This is a genomic window from Variovorax paradoxus EPS (assembly GCF_000184745.1).
Taxonomy (GTDB): domain Bacteria; phylum Pseudomonadota; class Gammaproteobacteria; order Burkholderiales; family Burkholderiaceae_C; genus Variovorax; species Variovorax paradoxus_C.
This window is the reverse complement of record NC_014931.1, coordinates 2,445,733-2,470,208: the sequence shown is the minus strand read 5'-3', so window position 1 is coordinate 2,470,208 and position 24,476 is coordinate 2,445,733. Positions and strand designations below refer to the sequence as shown.

The following is a 24,476-nucleotide window of genomic DNA, read 5'->3' as shown; positions in this document are numbered from 1 at the left end:
TTGGTCGGGGGCAAGTTGCTCTCTCTGGAATGGGGTCTGAGGATATGCGAGGGATGCGAGTGAGTCGGCAGATACCGATAACCAAAAATCCGCTTCCTTGATTCGATCCACCGACCTCCGACATCGAGGAAATTCTAGAGTGATGACCGGTTCTATCCGTGTTCGGGAAAAGCCTAGGTTACCGGTATCACATTCGATGCCAGACTTCGGCCATGACCATCGAAGTCTTCGACGCCCGTTTCGCATCCGTGGCCCATGGCTCACCCCTGCTCGAACGCCTGTGCACCGGGGCCGCATGGAGCGAAGGCCCCGTGTGGATGCGCGAAGACGGCGCGGTGCTGTGGAGCGACATTCCCAACAACCGCATGCTGCGCTGGCACGCCGACACCGGCATGACCGTGTGGCGCGAAGGCGTGGAGTTCACGAACGGCCACACGCGCGAGGCCGATGGCGCCCTGCTCCATTGCTCGCACGGCCGGCGCGCCATCGTGCGAACGCGCTTCGGCCCGGGCTTCGTGCCGCTGGTCGACGAGGTGGTGGTCGACCGCTACCAGGGCCGGCGCCTCAATTCGCCGAACGACGTGATCGTGAAGCGCGACGGCAGCATCTGGTTCACCGATCCGCCCTACGGCATCGTCTCGGACCATGAAGGCCACAAGGCCGAGAGCGAACTGGGCCGCAACCATGTCTTTCGCTTCGACCCCGCCACCGGCGCACTGCGCTCGGTGAGCGACATCATCGAGGAGCCGAACGGCCTGGCCTTCTCGCCCGACGAAAGCATTCTTTATGTGAGCGACACCTCGGCCGCGCTGCGCACCGACGGCTCGGGCCACCACCACATCGTCGCCTTCGATGTGATCGGCGGGCAGGACCTCGCCAACCCGCGCGTGTTCGCCGTGGTGAACCCGGGGCTCTCCGACGGCTTTCGCATCGACGTGAACGGTTTTCTCTACACGAGCAGCGCCGACAGCGTGCAGGTCTACCACCCCGACGGCACGCGCATGGCGCGCATCGCCGTGCCGGAGAAGGTGGGCAACCTCAGCTTCGGCGGCAGCGACGGCAACGAGCTCTACGTGTGCGCCTCCACCTCGCTCTATCGCATCCGCCTCCACACACGCGGAGCGACATGCCCATGAACGCGCCCCTGCTGCAATTCCAGTCCCTCTGCAAACGCTTCGGCGGCACGCAGGCCGTGGACCACGTGACGCTCGATGTGCGCGCCGGAGAAATCCTCGCGTTGCTCGGCGAGAACGGCGCGGGCAAGTCCACGCTCATCAAGCTGCTCGCGGGCATCTATCCCGCGGACCAGGGCGAGATTCTTTTCGACGGCCAGCCGCAAGCCGCATGGCGGCGCACCGACCGCCGCGAGCAGCCCGTCGCCTTCATCCACCAGGACCTGGGCCTCGTCGAATGGATGACCGTGGCGGAGAACGTGGGCCTGGGCACCGGCTACCCGCGCCGCTTCGGGCTCATCGACTGGTCCGCCGCGAACGACACCGCGCGCCGCGTGATGGCGCGCGTGGGCTGCGACATCGACCCCGGCCGCCGCGTGTTCTCGCTCACGCGGGCAGAGAAATCGTTGCTCGCCATCGGCCGCGCGCTCGAAGTCAAGGCCCGCCTGCTGGTGCTCGACGAACCTTCGGCCAGCCTGCCGATGAGCGACGTGGAGCGCATGTTCGGCGTGCTGCGCGAACTGCGGCGCCAAGGCATGGCGATGCTCTATGTGTCGCACCGGCTCGACGAAGTGATGGCCATCTCCGATCGCGCCGCCGTCATGCGCGACGGCAAGCTGGTGGCCGTCAAGACCACCGCGCACACCAACGAAAGCGAACTGGTCGGGCTGATCGTCGGCAAGGCGCTCTCGGCCTCGGTGCCCAAGGCGAGCGTTCCGGCAGCAAGCGCGCCGGTGCTGCAGCTGGACGGCGCGGCCAGCGGCAATGCCGGCCCGCTGAGCCTCTCTGTGCGCCGCGGCGAAGTGCTGGGGCTCGTCGGCCTGCGCGGCGCGGGGCACGAAGCCATCAGCCGCGCGATCTTCGGGCGCGAGCCGTTGTCGGCCGGCCGCATGCGGTTGCTCGGCAACGAATGCGCGTTCACCTGCCCCGCCGATGCCATTCGCGCGGGCGTGGCGTATGTCGCCGGCGAGCGCCTCGAAGAAAACCTCGCCGGCTCGATGACGGTACTGGAGAACCTCTTCCCCAACGCCGCGCTGCATGGCGATCGCGGCCTGGCCTTCGACCGCCCGCGCCGCGAGAACGACAGTGCGCTCGCATTGATCCGCCGCTTCGACATCAACCCGCCCGCGCCGTCCGCCGAAGTGCAGCAGCTCTCGGGCGGCAACCAGCAGAAGGTGGTGCTGGCGCGATGGTTCCACCTCGACAAACCGCTCGTGGTGCTCGAAGAGCCCACGGCCGGCGTCGACGTCGGCGCCAAGCGGCAGATCTACGGCGTGCTGCGCGAGCGCGCGGAGGCCGGCACCGCGCTGGTGGTGGTCTCCACCGACTTCGAGGAAATCGCGACCGTGTGCACCCGCGTGCTCGTCTTCCGCGACGGGCTGATCGCCGCCGAACTGACGGGCGATGCGATCACGGTGGAAAAACTTTTGGCATTGGCAGCAGGCGCCGTCGCGGCGCACGAGGAAATTTCCGCATGAGCAGTTCGATCAAATCCACCGCCCTCGAGCCCGACAAGTCGCTCGACGGCGAAGCTGTTTCTCTTGCGCAGCGCATCGGCCGCGCGATGCCGGTCTATGGCCTCGTCGCGCTGATGGTGGGCCTCGCCCTGCTGTTCTCGCTGCTGCTGCCCGACACCTTTCCGACGCTGTTCAATCTGCGCGCGATCCTGGCCGACAAGTCGGTGATCGCGCTGTTGGCGCTCGCCGCGACCATCCCGATGATCACCGGCAAGATCGACCTCACCGTGGGCTACGGCATCGTGCTGTGGCACATCCTGGCGATCAGCCTGCAGACGCAACTGGGCCTGCCGTGGCCGGCGGCGGTGCTCATCGTGTTGCTGTGCGCAGCCTTGTTCGGCGTGCTCAACGGCCTCCTGGTCGAGCTCGCGCAGATCGATTCCTTCATCGCCACGCTGGGCACCGGCACCGTGATCTATGCGGTCGCGATGTGGCACAGCGGCGGACGCCAGGTGGTCGGCGACCTGCCCGATGGCTTCGTCGGCATCGCGGGCGGCAGCCTGCTGGGCCTGCCCATCGGCGCGTTCTACGTGCTCGCGGTGAGCGTCACGCTCTGGGTCGTTACCGAGTTCACGCCGCTGGGGCGGGCGCTGTATGTGATCGGCGCCAACCCGAAGGCGGCGCAACTCAACGGCATCGCGGTGCGCAAGCACGTGATGGGCGCCTTCGTCGCCTCGGGCCTGCTCTCGGGCTTTGCGGGCGTGCTGCTCGCCTCGCGCCTGCAGATCGGCCAGGCCAGCGTGGGACTCGAATTCTTGCTGCCGGCGCTGGTCGGCGCCTTTCTCGGCTCCACCACCATCCGGCCGGGCCGGGTGAACGTGTGGGGCACGCTGGTGGGCGTGGCGATTCTTGCGATCGGCATCTCGGGCATCCAGCAGTTCGGCGGTGCTTTCTATGTCGAGCCGCTGTTCAACGGGCTCACGCTGCTGGTGTCCATCGGCATCGCGGGCTGGGCACAGCAGCGGCGCAACCGCTCGATCAAGCGGCGCATCGCCGAGCGCCAGCTCGACCATGCGCAACAACCGGTTCCCTCAACGCCGTCGAAGTGACGGTTCACCGCAACGACTGGAGACAAGCATGAAGAAGAAGAGTGAGAAGAGTGTGGTTCCCGCGCGCGCCGTCGCCGCCGCCGTGCTGGCGCTGTGCGCCGCCGCGCTGGCGCCCAAGGCGATGGCCGACGACTTCCTGGATGCAGCCAAGAAAAAGGTCGAGATCGCCACCATGACCAAGGAGAAGTGGGACGGCCCCACCACCGGCCCCAAGGCCGCCGCGGGCAAGACCATCGTCTTCGTCGCGGGCGACATGAAGAACGGCGGCATCGTGGGCGTGAGCAAGGGCGTGGAGGAAGCGGCGCGCGCCATCGGCTGGACGGTGCGCGTCATCGACGGCCAGGGCACTGTCAGCGGGCGCACCGCGGCACTCAACCAGGCGCTGGCCGTCAAGCCCGCGGGCATCGTGGTCGGCGGCTTCGACACCACCGAGCAGAAGGCGGCGTTCGCTGGCGCGGCCAAGTCGGGCATTCCGCTGGTCGGCTGGCACTCGGGCGAGCAGCCCGGGCCAAACGACAAGGCCGGCCTCTATGCCAACGTGACCACCGTGACCGACGACGTGGCCGACGTCGCCGCCTCGTGGGTGGTGGCCGACTCGGGCGGCAAGGCCGGCGTGGTGATCTTCACCGACTCGCAGTACGCCATTGCGCTCTACAAGGCGCGCGCGATGGAAGCGGTCATCAAGAAGTGCGGCGGCTGCACCGTGCTGAGCTTCGAGGACAGCCCGATCTCCGAAAGCTCCACCCGCATGCCGCAGCTCACCACGTCGCTGCTACAGCGCTTCGGCGACAAGTGGACGCATTCGCTGGCCATCAACGACCTGTACTTCGATTTCATGGGCCCCTCGCTCACGGCGGCGGGCAAGAAGGGCGATGGATCGCCCAAGGCGGTGTCGGCCGGCGACGGCTCCGAGGCCGCCTACCAGCGCATCCGCACGCAGCGCTACCAGGCCGGCACGGTGCCCGAGCCGCTCAACATGCAGGGCTGGCAGATCGTCGACGAACTCAACCGCGCCTTCGCCAAGGAGAAGTGGTCGGGCTATGTGCCGAAGGTGCACCTGGTGACGACGGGCAACGTGGGCAAGGACGGCGGGCCGAAGAACGTGTTCGATCCGGACAACGGTTATCGGGCGCAATACAAGGCGGTGTGGGTGGCCGCGCCGAAGTAGGCGCGATCGGTGGCGATGGAACGGCCCACGCCGCCAGCGAAGCCTTCGCTTCGCAAGGTCTGCAGGCCGCGCTCAGGCCGCTTTCAGGAACACGTCGTGGTCGGGCGCGAAGTTGGCGTGCAGCGGCAGCATCGCCCCGCCGAGCGCACAGGCCTGCGCGCCTACCCTGCCACCATGCAACTGCGGAGGCCATAGCCCTTCCCAGTTGCATTGCGCGAGCGCGGCGCGCGTCTGATCGAGCAGCGCCTGCAGCAATGCGCGCGACATGGAACCGTCCATCACCACGTCGGCGAGATCGAGCACCGCGGTGCTGCTGACGATGGCGTGCGCCAGTGCCAGCGATGCGGAGCCGAGCCAGGCCTGCGTCGCGGCGGCAAAAGGCGGCTGCAGCGCGCGGTCGTCGTAAGCGGCCGTGGGATCGAGCCCTTCGCCTTGCAGGCGCTGCTCCAGCTCCCACAGCGAGGCCTCGGCCATCACCTGCGGCGGCAGTGCGCCATCAGCCCGCACCGACTGCATCGGCAACGAAGCCAGCGCGCCCGCGTTGCTGTGCGCGCCCGTGTGCAGGTGCGAGTTGATGACCAGCCCGCCGCCCACGAAGGTGTCGACGAAGATGTAGAGAAAGCTCTTCAGGTCGTGCCCGCGTCCGCCGACCAGTTCGGCCACGCAGGCCGCGACCGTGTCGCGCGCGAAGCTCACCGGCACCTCGGTGCGCGCCCGCACTTCGGCCAGCAGGTCCATCTGGTTCCATTCGTCCGACTGCGCCTTCGAGAGGCCCAGCGTGCGATGCCAACCGCCGAGCAGGAACGGCGCGGCCAGGCCCACGCCGACATTGCGCGCGGCCAGCGGGCCGAGCCCATCACGCAGCCGATGGATGTGCTCGGCAATCGCCGGCAGCAGCGCATTCGCATCGGGAAAGTCGTAGCTCATCGCATGGCGCTCGCGCACCTGCGCGGTGAAGTCGATCAAGAGCCACTCCGCGCCGCGCCGCCCCACCTTGATGCCGACGGCGAAGGCGCCATCGGGGTTAAGCGCCAGCGGCACCGAGGGCTGCCCGATGCGCCCGCGCACCCGGCTCTGCTTGACGATGAGTTGGTCTTCCTCGAGCCGCGCGGTGATGAGCCCGATGGTCTGCGCGCTCAGTCCGGTCAGCCGCGCGAGGTCGGCCTTGGGCAGGCTCGTGTGAACGCGCAGCGCCTGCAGCACCACGCGCTCGTTGAACTGGCGCATGCCGACCTGGTTGGAGCCGCGAGGGCGCAGCAGGTCGGGTGGGCGCGCAGAAGAAACTTCCGCATCAGGCATGCGCCTCCGCGGGCAGTTGGTCGGCAGTCATGGCACCGGTCATCACGGCCACCGTGTCGCTCATGCTGATCTTCTTCGGGTTGAGCACCGCCGCGCGCTTGCCCAGCCGCGCGACGTGAATGCGATCGGCCACCTCGAACACATGCGGCATGTTGTGGCTGATGAGCACCACCGGCAGGCCGCGGTCGCGCACCCGGCGGATGAGCTCGAGCACCATGTTGCCCTCCTTCACTCCGAGCGCCGCGGTCGGCTCGTCCATGATGACCACGTGCCGCGCGAAGGCCGCGCTGCGCGCCACCGCCACGCACTGGCGCTGGCCGCCCGAGAGGGTTTCGACCGCCTGCGTCATCGACTGGATGCCGACCTTCAGGTCCGCCATGCGCGCTGCGCTTTCCTGCAGCATCTTCTTCTTGTCGAGCATGCGCAGCACGTTGCCGAGAAACCCGGGGCGACGCAGTTCGCGGCCCAGGAACAGGTTTTCGTAGATGGTCATCGCAGGCGCGACGGCCAGGTCTTGATAGACCGTCTCGATGCCCGCGCGCCGCGCGTCGAGCGGATTGCGAAAGTGCACCGGCGCGCCGTCGAGCAGGATCTCGCCCTCGTCGGGAATGGTCGCGCCCGAGAGCGCCTTGATGAGCGAGGACTTGCCCGCGCCGTTGTCGCCGATCACCGCGAGGATTTCGCCCTCGCGCAGTTCGAAGTCGACGCCGTCGAGCGCGGTGACCTGGCCGTAGCGCTTCACGAGGCCCTTGGCCTGCATGACGATCTTTGGGTTGGCTACGGTGTTCATCAGCGTGCTCCCTTGCGCGAGAGCTGGTCCGCGGCCACGGCAAGAATCACGAGCACGCCCGTCACCAGCACCTGATAGATCGACGACACGCCCATCAGCGTGAGCCCGTTGCGGAACACGCCCACGATCAGCACACCGATGAGCGAGCCCAGCACGATGCCGCGGCCGCCGAAAAGGCTGGTGCCGCCGAGCACCACGGCGGTGATGGCGTCCAGGTTCTCGGTCTGCCCCGCATTCGGATCGCCCACGCCGGTGCGCGCCACCGACAGCAGCGAGGCGATGCCATACAGCACGCCCGCCGCCACGTACACGCCCAGCAGCACGCGCTGCGTCGGAATGCCCACGAGGCGCGTGGCCTCGGCGTTGTTGCCCACCGCATAGATGTGGCGGCCCGCACCCGTCTCGCGCAGAACGAACCAGGCGAGCCCGTAGAGCGCCACCATCAGCACCGAGCCCCACGCCACTTCGGCGCTGCCGATGGCGAAGGTGGTGCCCAGACCGGTGAGGCCGGCGGGCAGGTCGGTGATGGTCTGCGACGACGAATAGAGCTGCGTGATCGCGAATGCGATGTTCAGCGTGCCCAGCGTCACGATGAAGGGCGGCAGCTTGATGCGCGTGACCAGCAAGCCATTGATGAGCCCGAAGAGCGTCGTCACGCCGATGCCGCAAAGAATGGCGATCGGCACGGGCATGCCGAGCTCGGTCGCGAACTTGGTCATGATGATCCCGCCCAGCGCCATCACCATGCCGCACGACAGGTCGATGCCGGCCGTGAGGATGATCAGCGTCTGGCCGATGGCGATCACGCCGACCACCATCACCTGCTGCAGGATGAGCGACAGGTTCTCGCCGGTCAGGAACCGGTCGGACTGCGTCGCGAAGAAGATGCATGCGCCGAGCAGGGCCAGCCACGGCCCCAGGGCGCCCCACGGAATGTGGTGCGTTGCTGCTGCGGATTTCGCCATCGATGTGTTCTCTCTGGGACTACCCGCCGCTTACTTCTTGCCCCAGCACAGCTCGGCGCCGGTCTTGGTGTCCTTGCTGTCGACGCCCGCCACGCTCTTGCCGGCGATCAGCGTCACGCCGGTGTCGACGTAGCCCGAGGCCTTCTTGCCGGTCTTGGCGAATTCCACGCCCGCCGCCACGCCCATGGCGGCCATCTTCAGCGGGTACTGCTGCGAGGTCGCGGCGATGATGCCGGCGTTGGTGTCCTTGATGCCCTGGCAGCCGCCGTCCACCGAGACGATCAGCACGCCCTTCTCCTTGCCCGCGCGCTTGAGCGCGTTGTAGGCACCGGCCGCGGCGGGTTCGTTGATGGTGTAGACCAGGTTCACCTCGGGCGCCTTCTGCAGGCAGTTTTCCATCGCGGTCTGCGCCTTGGCCTGGTCGCCGAAGCTGTCGGCCATGCAGACGATTTCGGGCGCCTTCGAGAGCTCGTTCGACTTGGCGTCGTTCGCAGCGAGACCGAAGCCCTTCATGAAGCCGTTGTGGCGCTGTGCACCGACCGGGTGACCCGGCAGCAGGTCGAGCGCGACGATCTTGGGCGTCTTGCCGGCCATCGCGGCCTTGGCGTATTCGCCGATCAGGACGCCGGCGGTGTAGTTGTTGGTGGCGAAGAGCGCATCGGTCGCGTCCGGCGGATCGGCCGGGCTGTCGAGCGCGATCACCATGATCCCCTTGTCGCGCGCCTTCTTGATCGCCGGCACGATCGCCTTGGCGTCGCTCGGCGTGATGAGGATGGTCTTGGCGCCGGCCGCGATCATGTTTTCCATCGCGGTGATCTGGCCCGCGTTGTCTCCGTCGGCCTTGCCCGCGCCCGACAGCAGCTTGGCGCCGAGCTTCTTGGCTTCTTCCTGCGCGCCCTCTTTCATCTTCACGAAGAAGGGGTTGGTTTCGGTCTTGGTGACGAGGCCGATGACCGGCTCGCCGGCGGCGAAGGCCGTGGATGCGGCGACGGAAAGGATGGCGAGGGTCAGGGTGGAGCGGCGGCGGCTGCGCGAACTGAACATGGTTGGTCTCCTTGGCAGGCAATGCGCCTGTGGCTTGTTGAACGGGGCCAACTATGTTTCAGGGAGCCGACTAAATCAAGTGCTTGTAGTTATCGAAAACCCGCACTTGCGGCGCACCGCGAAAGTCAACTCACCGCTCAGCCACGGCCTGTCGAGCCGCTTCGTTCGACCTGCTCCAGCTTCACCACGCGCCATGCGCAAAGGCTGCCCACCACAGCCAACACCGCCGCTGCGGTGAACATCGCCCGATAGCCAAACTCCTGCGCGACAGCCCCGCCGAGCAGCACACCCAGAACCCCACCGAACCCATATCCGATCACCGTAAAGAGCGCCTGCCCTCTCCCCCGCAACCGTCCCGGAAAGCGCCGCGACACCACGGCGATGCACGTCGTGTGATGCGCCGCGAAGCTCAGCGCATGCAGCCATTGCGCGATGACCAGCGCGGCGATGAAGCCACCCAGCCCCGCGGTGAGCCCCAACCGCGCGACCGCGGCGATGCTGCACACCAGCATCCACCGCGGCATCGGCAACAAGCCGATGAGGCGGCCCTGCAAAAAGAACCAGACGATCTCCGCCACCACCGACAGCGCCCACAGTAGGCCGATGGTGCTCTTGCCGTAGCCGATCGAGTCGAGATACAGCGAGAAGAACGCGTACACCGAGAAGTGCGACATCACCTGGAAGAACAGGGACGCGAAGAACCACCGCACCACCGGGTTGCGCAGCACGGGGCCGATGGGCTCCTTCACGGCATCGTGCGCCGCCACGGGCTCGCGCACGTCGGGCAGTTTCATCGTCGCGATGAGCACGATGGCCAGCGTGCCGGCCGCCCACGCCGGAAAGTGCTTCATGCCGAAGCGCTCGAACCACTCGCCCGCGAAGAACACCGTGACGAGGAAACCTGCCGAGCCGCACAGGCGAATGCGTCCATAGCGCCCCCAGTCGCCCGCTACCAATTGCGCCATGGCCGCTTCGGTGAGCGACATCATCGAACTGGTGTGGGTGAACATCACGAGCAGCACCAGCGCAAGCCACCACGCGCCGCCGTGCCACCAGAGTCCGAAGGAACTGACCAGCGCCACGGCCGCGCTGAAGCGCAGCAGCATCACGCGGTGGCCGGTGTGGTCGCTGAGCGCGCCCCAGGCATAGGGCGCAAACACACGCGTGACCGACTGCACCGAGGCCAGGAGGCTGATCGTGAAGATCGGCAGCCCCAACTCCTTGAGCCACAGCGGCAGGTAGGGGTTGAAGAAACCGATGTGCGCGAAATAGCTGGCCGACAGACCAGCGAATGCCAGCAGGTGGCCGCGCTGGGCGACCACGGGTGGCGGGGCGGACACTAGAGGAAAGACGCCTGCGGGGACGCGGCTTCGGTCTTCTGCGCGTCGGTCTGCACGTCACCGCATTGGGCGCGGTTGCGCAGCACGTGCTCCATCACCACCAGCGCGAGCATCGCCTCGGCGATGGGCGTCGCACGGATGCCCACGCAAGGGTCATGACGGCCCTTGGTGACCACCTCGACGGGGTTGTTGTTGACGTCGATGGACTGGCGCGGGCTGATGATCGAGCTCGTGGGCTTGATCGCGATGCTCACCTCGAGGTCCTGTCCCGAGCTGATGCCGCCCAGGATGCCGCCCGCGTTGTTGGTGACGAAGCCGGTCGGCGTGATCGAGTCGCCGTGCGTGGTGCCGCGCTGGGTGACGCTGTCCCAGCCGGCGCCGATTTCCACCGCCTTCACCGCGTTGATGCCCATCATCGCGTAGGCGATTTCGGCATCGAGCTTGTCGAAGAGCGGTTCGCCGAGGCCGATGGGCACGTTCGTCGCTGTGACCCGAATGCGCGCGCCGCACGAATCGCCGGCCTTGCGCAGGCGGTCCATGTAGTCCTCCAGCGCGCTCACGTCGGCGATGGGGGCGAAGAACGGGTTGTGGGGCACATGGTCCCAGCTCTCGAAGGGGATGACGATTTCGCCGATCTGCGTCATGCAGCCGCGAAACACCATGCCGTATTTTTCGGCCAGCCACTTCTTGGCGACCGCGCCGGCCGCCACCATGGGCGCCGTGAGCCGCGCCGAGGAGCGCCCGCCGCCGCGCGGATCGCGGATGCCGTATTTCTTCCAGTAGGTGAAGTCGGCGTGGCCGGGGCGGAACTGCTGGGCGATCTGCCCGTAGTCCTTGCTGCGCTGGTCGGTGTTCTGGATCAGGAGGGCGATGGGCGTGCCGGTGGTCTTGCCTTCGTACACGCCGGAGAGGATCTGCACCGCGTCGGGTTCGTTGCGCTGCGTGACGTGGCGGCTGGTGCCGGGGCGGCGGCGGTCCAGATCGCCCTGGATGTCGGCCTCGCTCAATGCCATGCCCGGGGGGCAGCCGTCGATGACGCAGCCGATGGCCGGGCCGTGCGATTCGCCGAAATTGGTGACCGCGAAAAGTGTTCCGAAAGTGTTGCCGCTCATGGCCGGGATTATCCCTACAAAGCGGCCGCCCCCTCAGCCGGTCGTGCTTTCGGACGTGTTCTCGAGGCGCTTCGTGAGCGCGCCCACCTGCAGCTCGATCGCGAAGAGCCGCTCGTTCAGCACGGCCGTCTGCAGGCGGATGGCCTCGACGATGGCCTTGGTCTGCGGGTCGGTGGTGTTCTCGGCCAGCTCGGCCAGGTCGTGCAGCTTCTTGCGCAGTTCGTTGCTCATGGGAGGCTCCGTTGGTCTCGTCGTGGAAGCCCCAGTATGGGTGTTCGTCAGCGCTCCGGCAATGCGGCGGCACCCGGTGTCCGAGGGGCATTGGCCTCCCCCGCCCCGCGCAATCGGAAGGCGACGAGCCCGGCCACGACCAGCAGCACGGCCGCGCAGATGCCGGCCGTCAGGCGCAGGCCGTGCAGCAGCGCGGCGCGGCCCGCGTCGAGCAGTTCGGCGCCCGCGCTCCCGGTGAGCTGGGAGGCCAGCGCCACCGCGCCGCCGAGCGTGCTGCGCGCGGCCTCCACTTCGACCGCACCCGCCAGCCCCGCGGGCACCGCGTCGGCCATCGTGCTGCGATAGATCGCCGCGCCGATGCTGCCCAGGATCGCAATGCCCAGCGCCCCGCCGAACTCGGAACTGGTCTCCGAAATGGCCGAGGCCACGCCGGCCCGCTCGGGCGGTGCGCTGCCCACGACCACGTCGGTGGCCAGCGTGAACACCGGCGCGAGGCCGAGTGACGAGATGACCGCGCTCGCCACCATCCAGGCCAATCCACCCTGCGCAGGGAGCACAACGAGCATCGCGAACCCCACGGCAGCCACGGCCAGCCCGCCGCCCATCACGTAGGCCGGCCGCATGCGCTGCACGAGCGCGGACACGACCATCGACCCCACGATGAAAGCCGCCGCGCTCGGCACGCTCCAGAGCCCCGCATGCAGCGGCGACAAGCCGAGCACAAGCTGCAGGTACTGCGCGTTGTAGAGAAAGAGCCCGAACATCACGAAGCACGCCAGCATGTAGGCCGCGAGCGAGACAGTGAAGGCCGGCAGGCGAAAGAGCTGCAGGTCGATCATCGGATTGGGGAGCCGCTTCTGCCGCCGCGCGAACACCCAGCCCAGGGCCACGCCCACCGCGATCGACAGCGCCGGGACCACGTCGGGCCCGTGCTCGGCGATCTGCTTGATGCCGTAGATGACGGCCAGCACCGCCGCCAGCGACAGTGCCACGCTGGCCAGGTCGAGCCGCCCCGCCTCCGGGTCGCGGTACTCGGGCAGAAGGAGCGGCCCGAGCACCAGCAGCAGCACCATCACCGGCACGCCGATGAGGAACACCGAGCCCCACGGAAAGAACTGCAGCAGCACCCCGCCCAGCACCGGCCCGATGACGGCGCCGGCCGAATAGCTGGAGATCCACACGCCGATGGCTACGGTGCGCTGCGCCGGGTCGAGGAACATGTTGCGGATCAGCGAGAGCGTCGAGGGCGCGAGCGTTGCGCCCGCCACGCCGAGCAGCGCGCGCGTGGCGATGAGCATGTTCGCGCTGCTGGAAAAAGCCGCCAGCACCGAGGCGATGCCGAACGCGGCAGCGCCGATCAGCAGCAGCCGGCGCCGTCCGATGCGGTCGCCCAGCGTGCCCATGGTGACCAGCAGGCCCGCCACGAAAAAGCCGTAGATGTCGACGATCCAGAGCAACTGCGAGGCCGTGGGCTTGAGCTCCTCGCTGATCGCCGGGATCGCGAGGTTCAGCACCGTGAGGTCCATCGAATAGAGCATGCACGGCAGCGCGATGACGGCCAGGCCGGTCCATTCGCGCACCGTGGCACGGGCGGGCGGCGACGCGGGATGCGCGCCGCTCATGGCGTTCGCGCTCCGCCGCCCCTGACCCGCCGCACCTCGACGCTGCTGAAGCGCGCGGACGGAATGCCGGCCGCGAGCTCCAGTGCTTCTTCGTCGCTCCCGGCTTCGACCAGATAGAAGCCACCGAGATATTCGCTGGTCTCGGCAAAGGGGCCGTCGGTGACGGAGAGCTTGTTGCGGCGCATGCGCACGACGGTCGCCGTCTCGGCGGGCTGCAGCGCTTCGGAGGCGACGAGCTTGCCGCGGGCCTGCAACTGCGCGTCGTAGTCGATGTGTTCGTCGATGTACATGTTCATCTCGTGCGGCGAGAGGTGGCTCGTCTGTTCGTCGGTTCCATAGATCAGGCAAAGGTATCTCATGCGGCATTCCCCCCAGTCATTGCGATGATTTCGATGGGCCGCACTTCGATGGCGCCGTAGCGCGCCATGGGAATGCGCCCCGCCAACTGGATCGCTGCATTGAGGTCGCGCGCCTCGATCAGGATGAAGCCACCGAGCTGCTCGCGCGCCTCGGCGTAGGGGCCGTCGACATGGGAGCGCTTGCCGCCCCGCACCTGCACGACCTTGGCGGTCTTCACGGATTCGAGCGCGTTCGAGGCGATGTAGTGGCCGGCCCTTTCGAGCGCGCGATCGTAGGCGTGGGACTCGTCGCCCAGGGCCTTGAGTTCGTCGGGCGGCATCGTGTCGATCACCGCTTCGTCGTAGTGAACGAGGCAGAGGTATTTCATGGCGCTATCTCCTTGAAGTCCTTGAAGATGGAATGTGGACACCACTGGTCGATTGCCGATGCCGGAAATCGACATGTCCGGCACGGGCGGCATCAAAAAAATCTACTTGAGGTGCAGCAGGGTCAGTTGCCGCTCCAGGAATTTCCGCTCGGGCAACTGGCGCGCCAGCGACAGCGCGCGCTCGTAGGCGGCGCGCGCTTCGTCGATGCGGCCCAGGCGGCGGCACAGTTCGGCGCGGGCGCCGTGGGCCAGGTGGTAGTCGGCCAACTCGCCGCGCGCGAGCAGCGCATCGATGAGCGCCAGCCCCGCCGCGGGCCCGTCGCGCATGGCGATGGCGGCGGCGCGGTTGAGTTCGGCCACGGGCGACGGATCGAGGCGCAGCAGCACGTCGTAGAGGCCGACGATCTGCGACCAATCCGTGGCAGCAGCCTCGCTGGCTTCCGCATGCACGGCGGCGATGGCGGCCTGCAGCGCATAGGGGCCGAAACGGCGCGACAGCAATGCGCGCTCGACCAGCGCTTCGCCCTCCCCGATCTGCGCCCGGTTCCAGAGGCCGCGGTCCTGCGCATCGAGCAGCACGAGCTCGCCTTCGGGCGAGGTGCGGGCCGCGCGGCGCGAATCGTGCAGCAGCATCAGCGCGAGCAGGCCGAGCGCCTCGGGGTCGGGCAGCAGGTCGACCAGCAGCCGGCCCAGCCGGATCGCCTCGGCCGAGAGATCGGCCCGCGTGACGCTCTCGCCCGACGAGGCCGCATAGCCCTCGTTGAACACGAGGTACACCACGCGCAGCACCGCATCGAGCCGTTCGGGCAACTCCGCCAGCGACGGCACCTGGTACGGAATGCGCGCATCGCGGATGCGGGCCTTGGCGCGCACGATGCGCTGGGCGATGGTGGGCGCGGGCACGAGAAAAGCACGCGCGATTTCCTCGGTGGCAAGGCCGCAGACCTCGCGCAGCGTGAGCGCCACCTGCGCATCGGGCGCGAGCGCCGGGTGGCAGCAGGTGAAGACGAGGCGCAGGCGGTCGTCTTCGAGGTCCTCGGTGTCGTCGTCCCACGCCGGGGCCGGGTCCGCAAGGGCCGCCGTGTGCTCGACCGCGTCGTCCCATGCGGTGAAGCGCGCCTGCCGGCGGATGCCGTCGATGGACTTGAATCGCCCCGCCGACACCAGCCAGGCGCGCGGGTTCGCGGGCACGCCATCACGCGGCCATTGCTCGAGGGCGCTACGGAAGGCGTCGTGCAGCGCCTCTTCGGCCAGGTCGAAGTCGCCGAGCAGCCGCACCAGCGTGGCGAAGATGCGGCGCGACTCGGTGCGGTAGATCGCGTCGATGGCGTCGGCGACCGGTGCGGTCATGCGATTGCGCTGCTCAACCATTGTTCGAGCTTGACAAGGGCGCCGCTCCAGCCGTGGTTGTGGCCGTCGCGCGCCGCTTCATCGAAGAACTGTTCGTGCAGCAGCATGAGTTCGCAGCCATCGCCGTCTGGCTCGATCTGCACCGTGACGCGCGATTCGCGCTCGGGCGTGCTGCGCCAGGCCCAGCTGAAGACGAGCTTGCGGTTCGGTACGACCTCCAGGTAGGTGCCGCTTACGTCGTGCGTCTCGCCATCGTCGGCCAGCATCGTCACGCGAAATCGGCCGCCGACGCGCAGGTCGATGTCCACACGCGGCACCGAGACAATTTCGCCCGGCCCGAACCAGAGCTTCAGCGCTTGCGGGTCGGTCCAGGCGCGCCAGACTTTTTCGGGCGCGACGCGGTAGTGCCGGCGGAGGATGAGCGAGGGGCGCTCTTGTTCTTCGGTGTCTCGGTCGGCAGGTTTTGCCATTCGGTCTGCTCCTGGTGGTAGAGAAAGCGCGCCAGTGCATCGAGGCGCCCGGTCCAGAATTTCTCGTAGCGCGACAGCCACACGGCGGCCTCTTGCATGGGCCGGGGCGAGAATTCGCAGCGCACGATGCGACCCTCTTTCGTGCGCGAGATGAGGCCGGCGTTCTCGAGCACGCGCAGGTGCTTCATGAAGCCGGTCAGCGACATGCCATGCGGCTCGGCAAGCTCGGTCACGCTGAGGCTGCGCTCGCCCAGGGTTTCGAGCACGGTGCGGCGCGTGGAATCGGACAACGCGGCGAAGACGGCGTCGAGGGTCGCGGCTTCAGGAGGGGCGGTTGGGTGAACCATGCGGTTGAGTATGGAAAGCGCCCACCAAGGCGTCAAGGATTGACCCCAGCTGTTGGCGAGCGCGCAGAAAGTCACGGATGCCTTCGCCCACGAAACAAAGACCTCGGCTCAGGAACGCTTTATGCGTGCTGCGGCGCAACACAACCACCCTGCGAAGGAGCGCCCCATGCTGGACCGTACCGCCACCCAGTTCTCCCACGTCAAGCCCGGTGACACAGAGTTCGTCTCGGGGGGCCTGCGCGATTTCTTCCTCTACCGCGACCTGGGCGTGGCCGAGGCCACCAACGGCAAGGTCATCGCGCATCTGGTCAAGGCCAACATGGCACCGGAAACGGGCACCGGCTGGCACCGCCACGAGGCGGACTTCCAGATCGTCATCATGCTCAAGGGCTGGGCCCGCTTCATGTACGAAGACAAGGAAACGCTGGTCGAGGCCGGCGACGTGGTGCACCAGCGCCCGGGCATCCGGCATTTCCTGTTCGACTACTCCCCCGACATGGAGTACCTGGAGATCGTCTCGCCGGCGGACTTCAAGAGCATCGACGTCGAGCCGGTGTGCGAAATTCCGCCGCCCACGCCCTGGGCCTGAAGGGCTGCGACGGCTGAGCGAGCGACGTGCTCAGCGGCCGGTGAAACGCGGCGCCCGTTTCGCGACGAACGCCGCCACGCCTTCGCGCGCATCCGCACTGCCCGCGCGGTCGCGCAGCAGCTTCTGCTCCATCGCGAAATGTTCTTCGATCGACCGGTCTGGCGCACCGCCGCACAGCGCCTTGATGCCCGCGAACGACGCGCTCGCACCGGCCGCCAGCCGCGCCACCAGCGCCTCGCTCGCCGCGGCGAGTTCCGCATCCGGATACACCGCATCGACCGCGCCCGTCGCCAGGCAACGCTGGCTGTCGATGGGTTCGCTGAGCATCAGCCATTGCTGCGCCCGCACCGGACCCACGCGGCGCGACAGGAAATACGAGGCGCCCGCGTCCGGCGAGAGGCCGATGGCCGCATAGCCCGTGCGCAGCTTCATCGACTCCGCCGCCAGCACGAAGTCGCCGCACAGCGCGAGCCCCACGCCCGCACCGCCGGCCGGTCCGTTCACCGCAACCACCAGCGGCGCCGGACTCGTCACCAGGCGCAGCAGCGCGGGATGAAGCCCGTCGAGGATTTCGTTCACCAGTTCCGGCAAGCGCTCGCCGGCCGCCACGAATTCGTCGATGTCGCCGCCCGCGCAGAAGGTCTTGCCCTCGCCGGTCAACAGGACGGCGCGCGGCTTCTGTTCGAGTACCTCGTCGATGGCTCGGACCAGGGCTCGGGCGCTCGGCGATGTCAGCGCGTTCGCGCTGCCGGGCCGCTTCAGCACGATGCGGCCGATGTCGTCGCGTACGCCCCAGGCGATGCCTTCGACGGTGTCCATGTCAGATGCCGGTCAAGCCGCCGGTGCACATGAGCGTCTGGCCGCTCACGTAGTCCGACTCGGGCGCGCACAGCAGGTACACCGCACCGGCCGCTTCTTCGGGTGTGCCGCCGCGGCCGAGTGGAATCGACTGCTCCATCATCGCGAGCAGCCCGGGGTTCACGCCGACCTTGATCTCGCGCCCTTCGATGTTGGCGGTGGACGCATCGGCGGTGCTCGCGGTCAGCCGGGTCTGGATGAAGCCGAACGCCACGCAGTTGACCGTGACGTTCATGCGTCCCCATTCCTTGGCGAGCGTCTGCGTCATGCCGACGATGCCGGCCTTGGCGGTCGAGTAGTTGGTCTGCCCGGCATTGCCGAAGAGCCCGGCCACCGACGAGATGTTGACCACCTTGCGCACCACGCGCCGACCGGCTTCGCCCTCGGCCTTGGAGAGCGCGCGGATCACCGGCTGCGCCGCGCGCAGGATGCGGAATGGCGCGGTGAGGTGCACGTCGATCATGGCGTACCACTGCTCGTCGGTCATCTTCTGCACGACGCTGTCCCAGGTGTAGCCGGCGTTGTTCACGACGATGTCGAGGCCCTGGTATTCGCTCACCGCGGTGCCGACGAAGCGCTCGGCGAAGTCCGGCGCCGAGACGCTGCCGACACAGGCCACGGCCTGCCCGCCCGCGGCACGGATGGCCTCGACGGTCTCTTCGGCGGGTTCGGCATCGAGGTCGTTGACCACGATGCGTGCGCCCTCGGAAGCGAGCTTGAGCGCGATCGCACGGCCGATGCCGCGGCCCGAGCCGGTGATGAGGGCGACCTTGCCTTCGAGCTTGAGTGTCATGTTGATTTTTTCTTTCGTTGGAATGGATCGATCAGCGCAGCGCCACCAGCGCCTCGCCGGCGATGCGGGCCTGGCCGTATTGGTTGGCGCTCAGCACCTCGACGCGAACGCAGCGCTCGCCGTTGTGCTCCAGCTTCTCGACCACGCGGCCGGTGCAGCGCACCGCATGGCCGATGTGGGTGATGCCCTGGAAGCGCACGTCGAAGCGGCGCAGTTGCGACTGCGGCGCCCACTGCGTGACGAGCCGGCCGAGCCAGGCCATGCCCAGCATGCCCTGCGCGAACACGTCGGGCATGCCGGCCTTGCGTGCGAAGTCGGTGTCGATGTGGATCGGGTTGTGGTCGCCCGAAGCGCCCGCGAAGAGCGCGAGCGTGGTGCGGTTGACTGGTGGAAGCTGCAGCGCCGGGAGCTCGTCGCCGATTTGAATGCTGTCGTAGGTGGCGGTGGTCATCGTGCGTTCCTTCGTCAGTGGCGGCAGACGATAACCGTGCGCAGCTCGGCCACGAGCTCGTCGCGCTGGTTGGTGGCGCGCGAGGTCTTCACGACGAATTCGAGCGCGCCGTTCTTCTTGTCGTAGATGTCGCTGATGGTGGAGCGCACCGTCACCGTGTCGCCCACGCAGGCCGGCCGGTGATAGCTGAAGCTCTGCTCGCCGTGCAGCAGCTTCGACAGCGGGATCTGCAGGTCGTCGAGCATCCGGCTCGAGGCGCCCGAATCGAGCTCGGCCGCGAACAGGAAGGTGGGCGGCGCGGGCAGATCGGGGTAGCCCGCATCGCGTGCGGCGGCGGCATCGGTGTAGACCGGATCGGTCTCGCCGATGGCCTTGGCGAAGAACTGCAGCCGGGTGCGCTCGATGGGGAGCACCGAGGCGGGCAGCTCGTGGCCTATCCATTTCTTGTCGATCATGTTTGGCTTGTTCCTCAGACGCGTTCGTACAACGTGACCACGCAGGCGCCGCCCAACCCGAGGTTGTGCTGCAGCGCCATTCGCGCGCCTTCGACCTGTCGCTTGTCTGCGGTCCCGCGCAGTTGCTGGACCAGCTCCGTGCATTGCGCAAGGCCCGTCGCCCCGAGCGGATGCCCCTTCGACAGCAGCCCGCCCGACGGGTTGGTCACCACCTTGCCGCCATAGGTGTTGTCACCGTCGACCACGAACTTCTCCGCGCCGCCGACCGGGCAGAGGCCCAGCGCCTCGTAGCTGATGAGTTCGTTGTGCGCAAAGCAGTCGTGCAGCTCGACCACGTCGATGTCGTGCGGCCCGACGCCGGCCGCGTCGTACACCTTCTGCGCGGCTTCCTGCGCCATGCTGAAGCCGACGACCTCGCGCATGTCGCGGCTCTCGAAGGTCACGGGGCGGTCGGTGGTCATGGCCTGCGCCTTGATGCGCACGCTGCGGTCCAGGCCGTGGCGTTCGGCAAAACGCGGCGAGCACACGATGGCCGCGGCCGCGCCGCAGGTGGGCGGGCAGGCCATGAGCCGCGTCATCACGCCGGGCCACATGACGGGCGCGGCCATCACCTCGTCTTCGGTGACGACGGTGCGGAACAGCGCCACCGGGTTGTTCGACGCATGGCGGCTGGCCTTCGCGCGGATCTTCGCGAAGGTGGACATCTGCGTGCCGTACTGCTGCATGTGCGCGAGGCCGGCGCCGCCGAAGTAGCGCAGCGCGAGCGGCACCTGCTCGTTGCCGACCAGCTCGTCGGTGATGGTCTCGAAATTGTCGAAGGGACTCGGGCGGTCGTTGAACACCGCGCCCAGCGCGCCGGGGCTCATGTGCTCGAAGCCCAGCGCGAGCACGCAATCGGCGGCGCCGCTGGCCACGGCCTGGCGCGCGAGGAAGAGCGCGGTCGAACCCGTCGAGCAGTTGTTGTTGACGTTGACGACCGGGATGCCCGTCATGCCCACTTCGTACAGCGCGCGCTGGCCGGCGGTGGAGTCGCCGTACACGTAACCCACGTACGCCTGCTGGATCAGCTCGTAGCCGATGCCCGCGTCCTTGAGCGCGGCGTTGGTGGCGTGCGCCGCCATCTGCGGATAGGGCTGGTTCGCGCCCGGCTTGGTGAAGGGGATCATGCCGACCCCGACCACGTAGACGTCTTGACTCATGAAGGTCTCCTTGATGTTCGGATTGGAAAAATGGTTTGCAAGAAAGAATGTCAGGCGACGCTGCGTTGGCGGCCCTGCCAGAACGGTTCGCGCAACTTGGTCTTGAGCACCTTGCCCGCACCCGAGAGCGGCAGCGCATCGACGATGGCCACGCTGCGCGGGCACTTGTAGCCCGCGATCAATGTCTTGCAGTGCGCGATGAGCTCGTCGTCGCGAATGCCCTGCCCCGGCTTGAGCACCAGCGCCGCGTGCACCGCCTCGCCCCACTCTTCGCTCGGGATGCCGATGACCGCGCAGGCCGCCACCGCGGGATGCTGGGTGATCGCGTTCTCGACCTCGGCCGAGTAGATGTTCTCGCCGCCGCTGATGATCATGTCCTTGAGCCGGTCGACCACGAAGACGTAGCCGTCATCGTCCATGTAGGCGCCGTCGCCGGTGTGCATCCAGCCGTCGCGCACGGCGGCGGCCGTTTGCTCGGGCTTGTTCCAGTAGCCCTGCATCACGTTGGGGCCGCGCACCGCGATCTCGCCCACGGTGCCGCGCGGCGCCTCGGCGCCGTCGGCGTCGACGATGCGCACCTCGGTGCAGTAGCTCGCACGGCCGGCCGAGCGCAGCTTTCCGAGCTTGCGGCCCTCGGCCGTGTGGTTGCGCGCGGGGTTGATGGTGGCCAAGGGCGAGAGCTCGGTCATGCCGTAGGCCTGCACGAAGTCCACGCCCGGGAAGGCATCCATCGCGCGATTGAGCACTGACTCGGAGATCGGCGATGCGCCATAGGCGATGCACTTCAGGCTCGCCAGGTCGCGCGGCTCCCGCATCGCCGGGTGGTCCACCAGCATCTGGATCATGGTGGGCACCAGCAGGATGTGGGTGACACGGTCTTTCTCTATGGCGTGGAGCACGCCCTCGGGGCTGAACATCGGGATGATCGAATGCGTGTTGCCTTCGAGCCAGTGCGGCGTGGCCAGGCCCATGTCGGCCAGGTGGAACATCGGCGCGGCGTGCAGGTAGCAGCCGCCGGGCGGCGCCAGGCGCTCGGCATGCAGGGCAAGGCCGGAGCTGCCCATGTTGGTGTGGCTCAGCATCACGCCCTTCGGGAAACCGGTGGTGCCGCCGGTGTAGAAGATGCCGGCCAGGTCCTCGTCGCGGCGGGCGGCGTCGGGTACGGGCGCTGCCGTATCGAGCAGCGCTTCGTAGCCGTGCATGCGCGCGGGCAGCGCGCCGTCGCCGCAGTAGATCACCTCGCGCAGGCTCGTGGCCTGCTCGCGCATCTGCTCGACCATGGGGCGGAAGGTCTCGTCGACCAGCAGGATGGTCGAGCCCGAGTCCTCCAGCGAGTAGAGGATTTCCGCGGCCGACCAGCGGATGTTGCAGGGGTTGAGCACCCCACCGCCCCAGGGCACGGCCATCTGGTATTCGAGGTAGCGGGCCGAGTTGAGCGAGAGCATCGCCACGCGGTCGCCCGTCCGCATGCCCAGCTTCTGCAGCGCGCCCGCCAGGCGCGCGACGCGTTCTCCGTATTCGCGAAAGCTGAGCGTGCGGCCGGCAAATTGCACGGCCGGTTTGTCGGGGTGCTGCTGCAGGCTGCGGTGCAGCGGCTGGGTCATGTACATGGCGATGTCTCCGTCTCTCTTTTGGTGTTGCCGGATGGTAGAAATCCGGCCCCCGCCCGGCGATTGCGCTTCGCTTCGATCGCATTGCAGAAAACGTCAATCGACACGGCGGCGTGCTTGGTGTCTGATCGCTGCGTCCCCATGCTGCAACCACCCGTCACCATTCCGATCGCCTTCGTCCAGGGCATGCTGTCGGGCATCCGAGCCCGGGGTGCCGATGCGCCAGTCGACATCGGCATCGCGCTGGAAGACGCCGGCATCGCGCCGTCGCTGCTCGAAGAAACAGCGTCGCGCGTGACCGCCGAGCAGTACGTCGACCTGTTCGCGCTGCTGATGAAGCGGCTTGACGACGAGGCCTTGTGCTTTCTCACGCGGCGCCTGCGCCGCGGCAGCTTCGCGCTGATGCTGCGTTCCACGCTGGGCGCACCGACCTTCGAAGTGGCGCTGCGGCGCGTGGCGCACACCTTCAGCCTGTTGCAGGACGACCTCTCGCTGGTGCTCCTCCACGAGGGCCCGCTCGCGGGCTTCGGGCTGAGGCTGAACAACCTGCGGGCGCCACACCAGAACTTTCTGCACGAGCTGATGCTGCGGGTGTACTGGCGGCTCTTCGCGTGGCTGCATGGCGGCCGGCTGGTGGCGCGGCGTTTCGATTTCGGCTTCGAGCTGCCGCCGTACGCCGACGGCTACGCCAAGGTGTTCCCCGGCCCGCTGCAGTTCGGCCAGCCGCTGACGGCCATGTGGTTCGACGCGAGCGCGCTCGCCACGCCGATGCATCGCGACGCGCACGCGATGCAGGTCTTCCTCTCGGCCTCGCCGGCCAATGTGATCCTGCCCCGGCTGGCCGAGCAGGCCGTGAGCGCGAAGGTGCGCGCGGTGCTGCAGCAGAACCGGCCCGCGTGGGCCGATCTCGCGACCACGGCGAACAGCCTGCACATGTCGGTCAGCACGCTGCAGCGCCATCTGGCGACGGAAGGTACGTCGTTCCAGTCGCTGAAGGACCAGCTGCGGCGCGACGTGGCCATCGTGCGGCTCAACACCAGCAGCGTGCCGCTCGCGGCGCTGGCCGAGGAGCTGGGCTTTGCCGACAGCGCGGCGTTCCAACGGGCCTTCAAGACGTGGACCGGCGGTGCGCCGGGCTCGTACCGATCGGCGGCGGCGCGCGCGGCGCCTCGTGCAGGCAACGGCCCGCCCGCGGGCTCGGGCTAGAGCGAAACGGCGATGCCGCTGAGCAGCAACGCGGCGAACAACGCGAACACGGCGCGCCACGATGCCGGGCGCGCCTCGACCCAGCGGTAGAGCAATGCCGCCGCCGCCACGGAAAGTCCAAAGGTCGCCACCATCCCCAACAGGTCGACCCACGGCCCATGCGGCGCGAGGTTCGCGACGAGGGCATTCATCGCGAGAAGCACCGGAAAGTGGATGAGGAACAGCGAGTACGACATGCGCCCCAGGCGCTGCAACGGCACCGCTGCCAGCGGCCACTTGGCGGGCGACAGCCAATGCCTGTGCTGCGCGAGCGCGATCAGCAGCGCCGTGACAAGCGCAGTAGCGATGCGGCTGCGCCATTCGATCGCCAGCGCGCCCGCCCCGACCAATACCAGCAGCGCCACTGCGCCCTGCCAGGTGCTGGCACGCGTCGCGCGGCCGATCCAGAACACCAGCATGCCGAGCCCGTAGGCGCCGAAGAAATACAGCGCGGTGTCGTCGAGGGCGGCGTTGCGGTTGAAGAGCACCAGCGAGGTCACGGCCAGCGCGAGCACCAGCAGCACGGGCATCCATCGCGACGATGGATTCACCACACCCGGTGCCGGCGGACTCAACATGGCCGGGAGGCCGACGAGCATCAATGCGAGCGCGAACAACTGGAAGTCGATGGCCACGTACCAGACGCCGGTGGAGAGCGATTCGTAGCCCAGCAGGTCCTGCAGCAGAAACCCGTGCGCAAAAAGCTGCCCGATGCTCGGCGATGCCGGCACCACGTCTTCATCCAGCCACGGCCGCACCAGCGCGGCCACCAGCACGCAGACGGTGAGCGCGGCCAGGTACGGCATCACCAGCCGTCCATAACGCTGAAGGATGCGCGCGATGGGCCGGTCGACGCGCAAGAGGCCATCCGGCGCAAGGCTCGCCGCCGCGAGGAATCCCGCGATCACGAGGAACACCTGCACCGCAAGCCGGCCGTCGTCGGCCAGCCATCCGAAGAAATCGGGCGCGAGCCCGTAGGCGCCCGCCGGCATCGGGCCATAACGCGAGAGGTGATGCCCCACGATCACCGCGCAGGCGATGCCCTTCGCGGCGTCGAGCAGCGGCATGCGCCC

26 protein-coding genes are annotated in these 24,476 nt (G+C 68.0%); 6 read left to right on the top strand and 20 right to left on the bottom strand.

The genetic code is table 11. The features are described 5' to 3' along the window. The first annotated feature begins 212 nt into the window (after positions 1-212). From VARPA_RS11415 to VARPA_RS11400, 4 genes are read left to right on the top strand one after another with little or no spacing between them, the layout of a single operon-like run. The gene (locus VARPA_RS11415) at positions 213-1,136 is read left to right on the top strand and encodes an SMP-30/gluconolactonase/LRE family protein (RefSeq protein ID WP_013540715.1); all 924 of its coding nucleotides are present in this window, start codon (positions 213-215) and stop codon (positions 1,134-1,136) included. Then, positions 1,133-2,650, top strand: coding sequence for a sugar ABC transporter ATP-binding protein (locus VARPA_RS11410; protein WP_013540714.1), 1,518 nt, complete (start codon positions 1,133-1,135; stop codon positions 2,648-2,650). Before VARPA_RS11415 ends, VARPA_RS11410 begins: the two co-directional genes overlap by 4 nt. After that, entirely contained in the window at positions 2,647-3,738 is a 1,092-nt protein-coding gene (locus tag VARPA_RS11405; protein ID WP_013540713.1) for an ABC transporter permease, read from the top strand. Before VARPA_RS11410 ends, VARPA_RS11405 begins: the two co-directional genes overlap by 4 nt. Positions 3,739-3,766: 28 nt before the next feature. Further along, on the top strand, positions 3,767-4,906 hold the full coding sequence (locus tag VARPA_RS11400) for a substrate-binding domain-containing protein (RefSeq protein ID WP_013540712.1): 1,140 nt from the start codon (positions 3,767-3,769) through the stop codon (positions 4,904-4,906). Between the two features lie 72 nt (positions 4,907-4,978). On the opposite strand, the gene VARPA_RS11395 is transcribed toward VARPA_RS11400, so the two are convergent. The 13 genes from VARPA_RS11395 to VARPA_RS31605 form a co-directional block, all read right to left on the bottom strand. Continuing rightward, positions 4,979-6,205 (bottom strand): ROK family transcriptional regulator, encoded by a 1,227-nt coding sequence (locus VARPA_RS11395; protein WP_013540711.1) that lies wholly within the window; start codon positions 6,203-6,205, stop codon positions 4,979-4,981. Then, positions 6,198-6,995 carry an ATP-binding cassette domain-containing protein gene (locus VARPA_RS11390; protein WP_013540710.1) on the bottom strand — a complete coding sequence of 266 codons (798 nt, stop codon included), beginning with the start codon at positions 6,993-6,995 and terminating at the stop codon, positions 6,198-6,200. The genes VARPA_RS11395 and VARPA_RS11390 overlap by 8 nt, the downstream gene beginning before the upstream one ends. Then, positions 6,995-7,960, bottom strand: coding sequence for an ABC transporter permease (locus VARPA_RS11385; protein ID WP_013540709.1), 966 nt, complete (start codon positions 7,958-7,960; stop codon positions 6,995-6,997). Before VARPA_RS11385 ends, VARPA_RS11390 begins: the two co-directional genes overlap by 1 nt. 30 nt (positions 7,961-7,990) lie before the next feature. Further along, complete coding sequence (locus VARPA_RS11380) at positions 7,991-9,004, bottom strand: sugar ABC transporter substrate-binding protein (RefSeq protein WP_013540708.1); 1,014 nt, start codon at positions 9,002-9,004, stop codon at positions 7,991-7,993. Positions 9,005-9,141: 137 nt separating this feature from the next. Then, complete coding sequence (locus tag VARPA_RS11375) at positions 9,142-10,344, bottom strand: MFS transporter (protein WP_049794404.1); 1,203 nt, start codon at positions 10,342-10,344, stop codon at positions 9,142-9,144. Beyond that, on the bottom strand, positions 10,344-11,456 hold the full coding sequence (aroC, locus tag VARPA_RS11370) for a chorismate synthase (protein ID WP_013540706.1): 1,113 nt from the start codon (positions 11,454-11,456) through the stop codon (positions 10,344-10,346). The genes VARPA_RS11375 and aroC overlap by 1 nt, the downstream gene beginning before the upstream one ends. 33 nt (positions 11,457-11,489) lie before the next feature. Then, entirely contained in the window at positions 11,490-11,687 is a 198-nt protein-coding gene (locus VARPA_RS11365) for a hypothetical protein (RefSeq protein ID WP_013540705.1), read from the bottom strand. 47 nt (positions 11,688-11,734) lie between these two features. After that, positions 11,735-13,309, bottom strand: a complete 1,575-nt coding sequence (locus VARPA_RS11360) for an MFS transporter (protein WP_013540704.1) — start codon at positions 13,307-13,309, stop codon at positions 11,735-11,737. After that, positions 13,306-13,668 (bottom strand): YciI family protein, encoded by a 363-nt coding sequence (locus VARPA_RS11355; RefSeq protein WP_013540703.1) that lies wholly within the window; start codon positions 13,666-13,668, stop codon positions 13,306-13,308. The genes VARPA_RS11360 and VARPA_RS11355 overlap by 4 nt, the downstream gene beginning before the upstream one ends. Beyond that, positions 13,665-14,036, bottom strand: a complete 372-nt coding sequence (locus tag VARPA_RS11350; protein ID WP_013540702.1) for a YciI family protein — start codon at positions 14,034-14,036, stop codon at positions 13,665-13,667. The genes VARPA_RS11355 and VARPA_RS11350 overlap by 4 nt, the downstream gene beginning before the upstream one ends. Positions 14,037-14,138: 102 nt before the next feature. Further along, positions 14,139-15,386 carry an RNA polymerase sigma factor gene (locus tag VARPA_RS11345; RefSeq protein WP_013540701.1) on the bottom strand — a complete coding sequence of 416 codons (1,248 nt, stop codon included), beginning with the start codon at positions 15,384-15,386 and terminating at the stop codon, positions 14,139-14,141. Next, entirely contained in the window at positions 15,383-15,805 is a 423-nt protein-coding gene (locus VARPA_RS11340) for an SRPBCC family protein (RefSeq protein ID WP_080559447.1), read from the bottom strand. The genes VARPA_RS11345 and VARPA_RS11340 overlap by 4 nt, the downstream gene beginning before the upstream one ends. Further along, positions 15,736-16,203 (bottom strand): ArsR/SmtB family transcription factor, encoded by a 468-nt coding sequence (locus VARPA_RS31605; RefSeq protein WP_041942860.1) that lies wholly within the window; start codon positions 16,201-16,203, stop codon positions 15,736-15,738. Before VARPA_RS31605 ends, VARPA_RS11340 begins: the two co-directional genes overlap by 70 nt. A 166-nt stretch (positions 16,204-16,369) precedes the next feature. Between VARPA_RS31605 and VARPA_RS11330 the strand changes: the two genes are divergently transcribed. After that, positions 16,370-16,792 carry a cupin domain-containing protein gene (locus VARPA_RS11330; RefSeq protein WP_013540699.1) on the top strand — a complete coding sequence of 141 codons (423 nt, stop codon included), beginning with the start codon at positions 16,370-16,372 and terminating at the stop codon, positions 16,790-16,792. A 30-nt stretch (positions 16,793-16,822) separates the two neighbouring features. Here VARPA_RS11330 and VARPA_RS11325 read toward each other — a convergent pair whose 3' ends face one another. From VARPA_RS11325 to VARPA_RS11300, 6 genes are read right to left on the bottom strand one after another with little or no spacing between them, the layout of a single operon-like run. Next, positions 16,823-17,611: an enoyl-CoA hydratase/isomerase family protein gene (locus VARPA_RS11325; protein ID WP_013540698.1), complete on the bottom strand. Its 789-nt coding sequence runs from the start codon at positions 17,609-17,611 to the stop codon at positions 16,823-16,825. Between the two features lies 1 nt (position 17,612). Beyond that, positions 17,613-18,443: an SDR family NAD(P)-dependent oxidoreductase gene (locus VARPA_RS11320; protein ID WP_013540697.1), complete on the bottom strand. Its 831-nt coding sequence runs from the start codon at positions 18,441-18,443 to the stop codon at positions 17,613-17,615. A gap of 31 nt (positions 18,444-18,474) precedes the next feature. Further along, positions 18,475-18,894 (bottom strand): MaoC family dehydratase, encoded by a 420-nt coding sequence (locus VARPA_RS11315; RefSeq protein ID WP_013540696.1) that lies wholly within the window; start codon positions 18,892-18,894, stop codon positions 18,475-18,477. Between the two features lie 14 nt (positions 18,895-18,908). Then, positions 18,909-19,349, bottom strand: a complete 441-nt coding sequence (locus VARPA_RS11310) for a MaoC family dehydratase N-terminal domain-containing protein (protein WP_013540695.1) — start codon at positions 19,347-19,349, stop codon at positions 18,909-18,911. A 14-nt stretch (positions 19,350-19,363) separates the two neighbouring features. Beyond that, complete coding sequence (locus VARPA_RS11305) at positions 19,364-20,548, bottom strand: lipid-transfer protein (protein WP_013540694.1); 1,185 nt, start codon at positions 20,546-20,548, stop codon at positions 19,364-19,366. A gap of 50 nt (positions 20,549-20,598) precedes the next feature. Beyond that, a complete protein-coding gene (locus VARPA_RS11300) occupies positions 20,599-22,158 on the bottom strand; it encodes a long-chain-fatty-acid--CoA ligase (RefSeq protein ID WP_013540693.1) in 1,560 nt (519 codons plus the stop codon). A 141-nt stretch (positions 22,159-22,299) separates the two neighbouring features. On the opposite strand from VARPA_RS11300, the gene VARPA_RS11295 reads away from it, so the two are divergent. Continuing rightward, positions 22,300-23,364, top strand: coding sequence for an AraC family transcriptional regulator (locus tag VARPA_RS11295; protein WP_013540692.1), 1,065 nt, complete (start codon positions 22,300-22,302; stop codon positions 23,362-23,364). On the opposite strand, the gene VARPA_RS11290 is transcribed toward VARPA_RS11295, so the two are convergent. Continuing rightward, complete coding sequence (locus VARPA_RS11290) at positions 23,361-24,470, bottom strand: acyltransferase family protein (protein WP_041942859.1); 1,110 nt, start codon at positions 24,468-24,470, stop codon at positions 23,361-23,363. The two genes, VARPA_RS11295 and VARPA_RS11290, sit on opposite strands and share 4 nt — an antisense overlap. Positions 24,471-24,476: the final 6 nt, after the last annotated feature.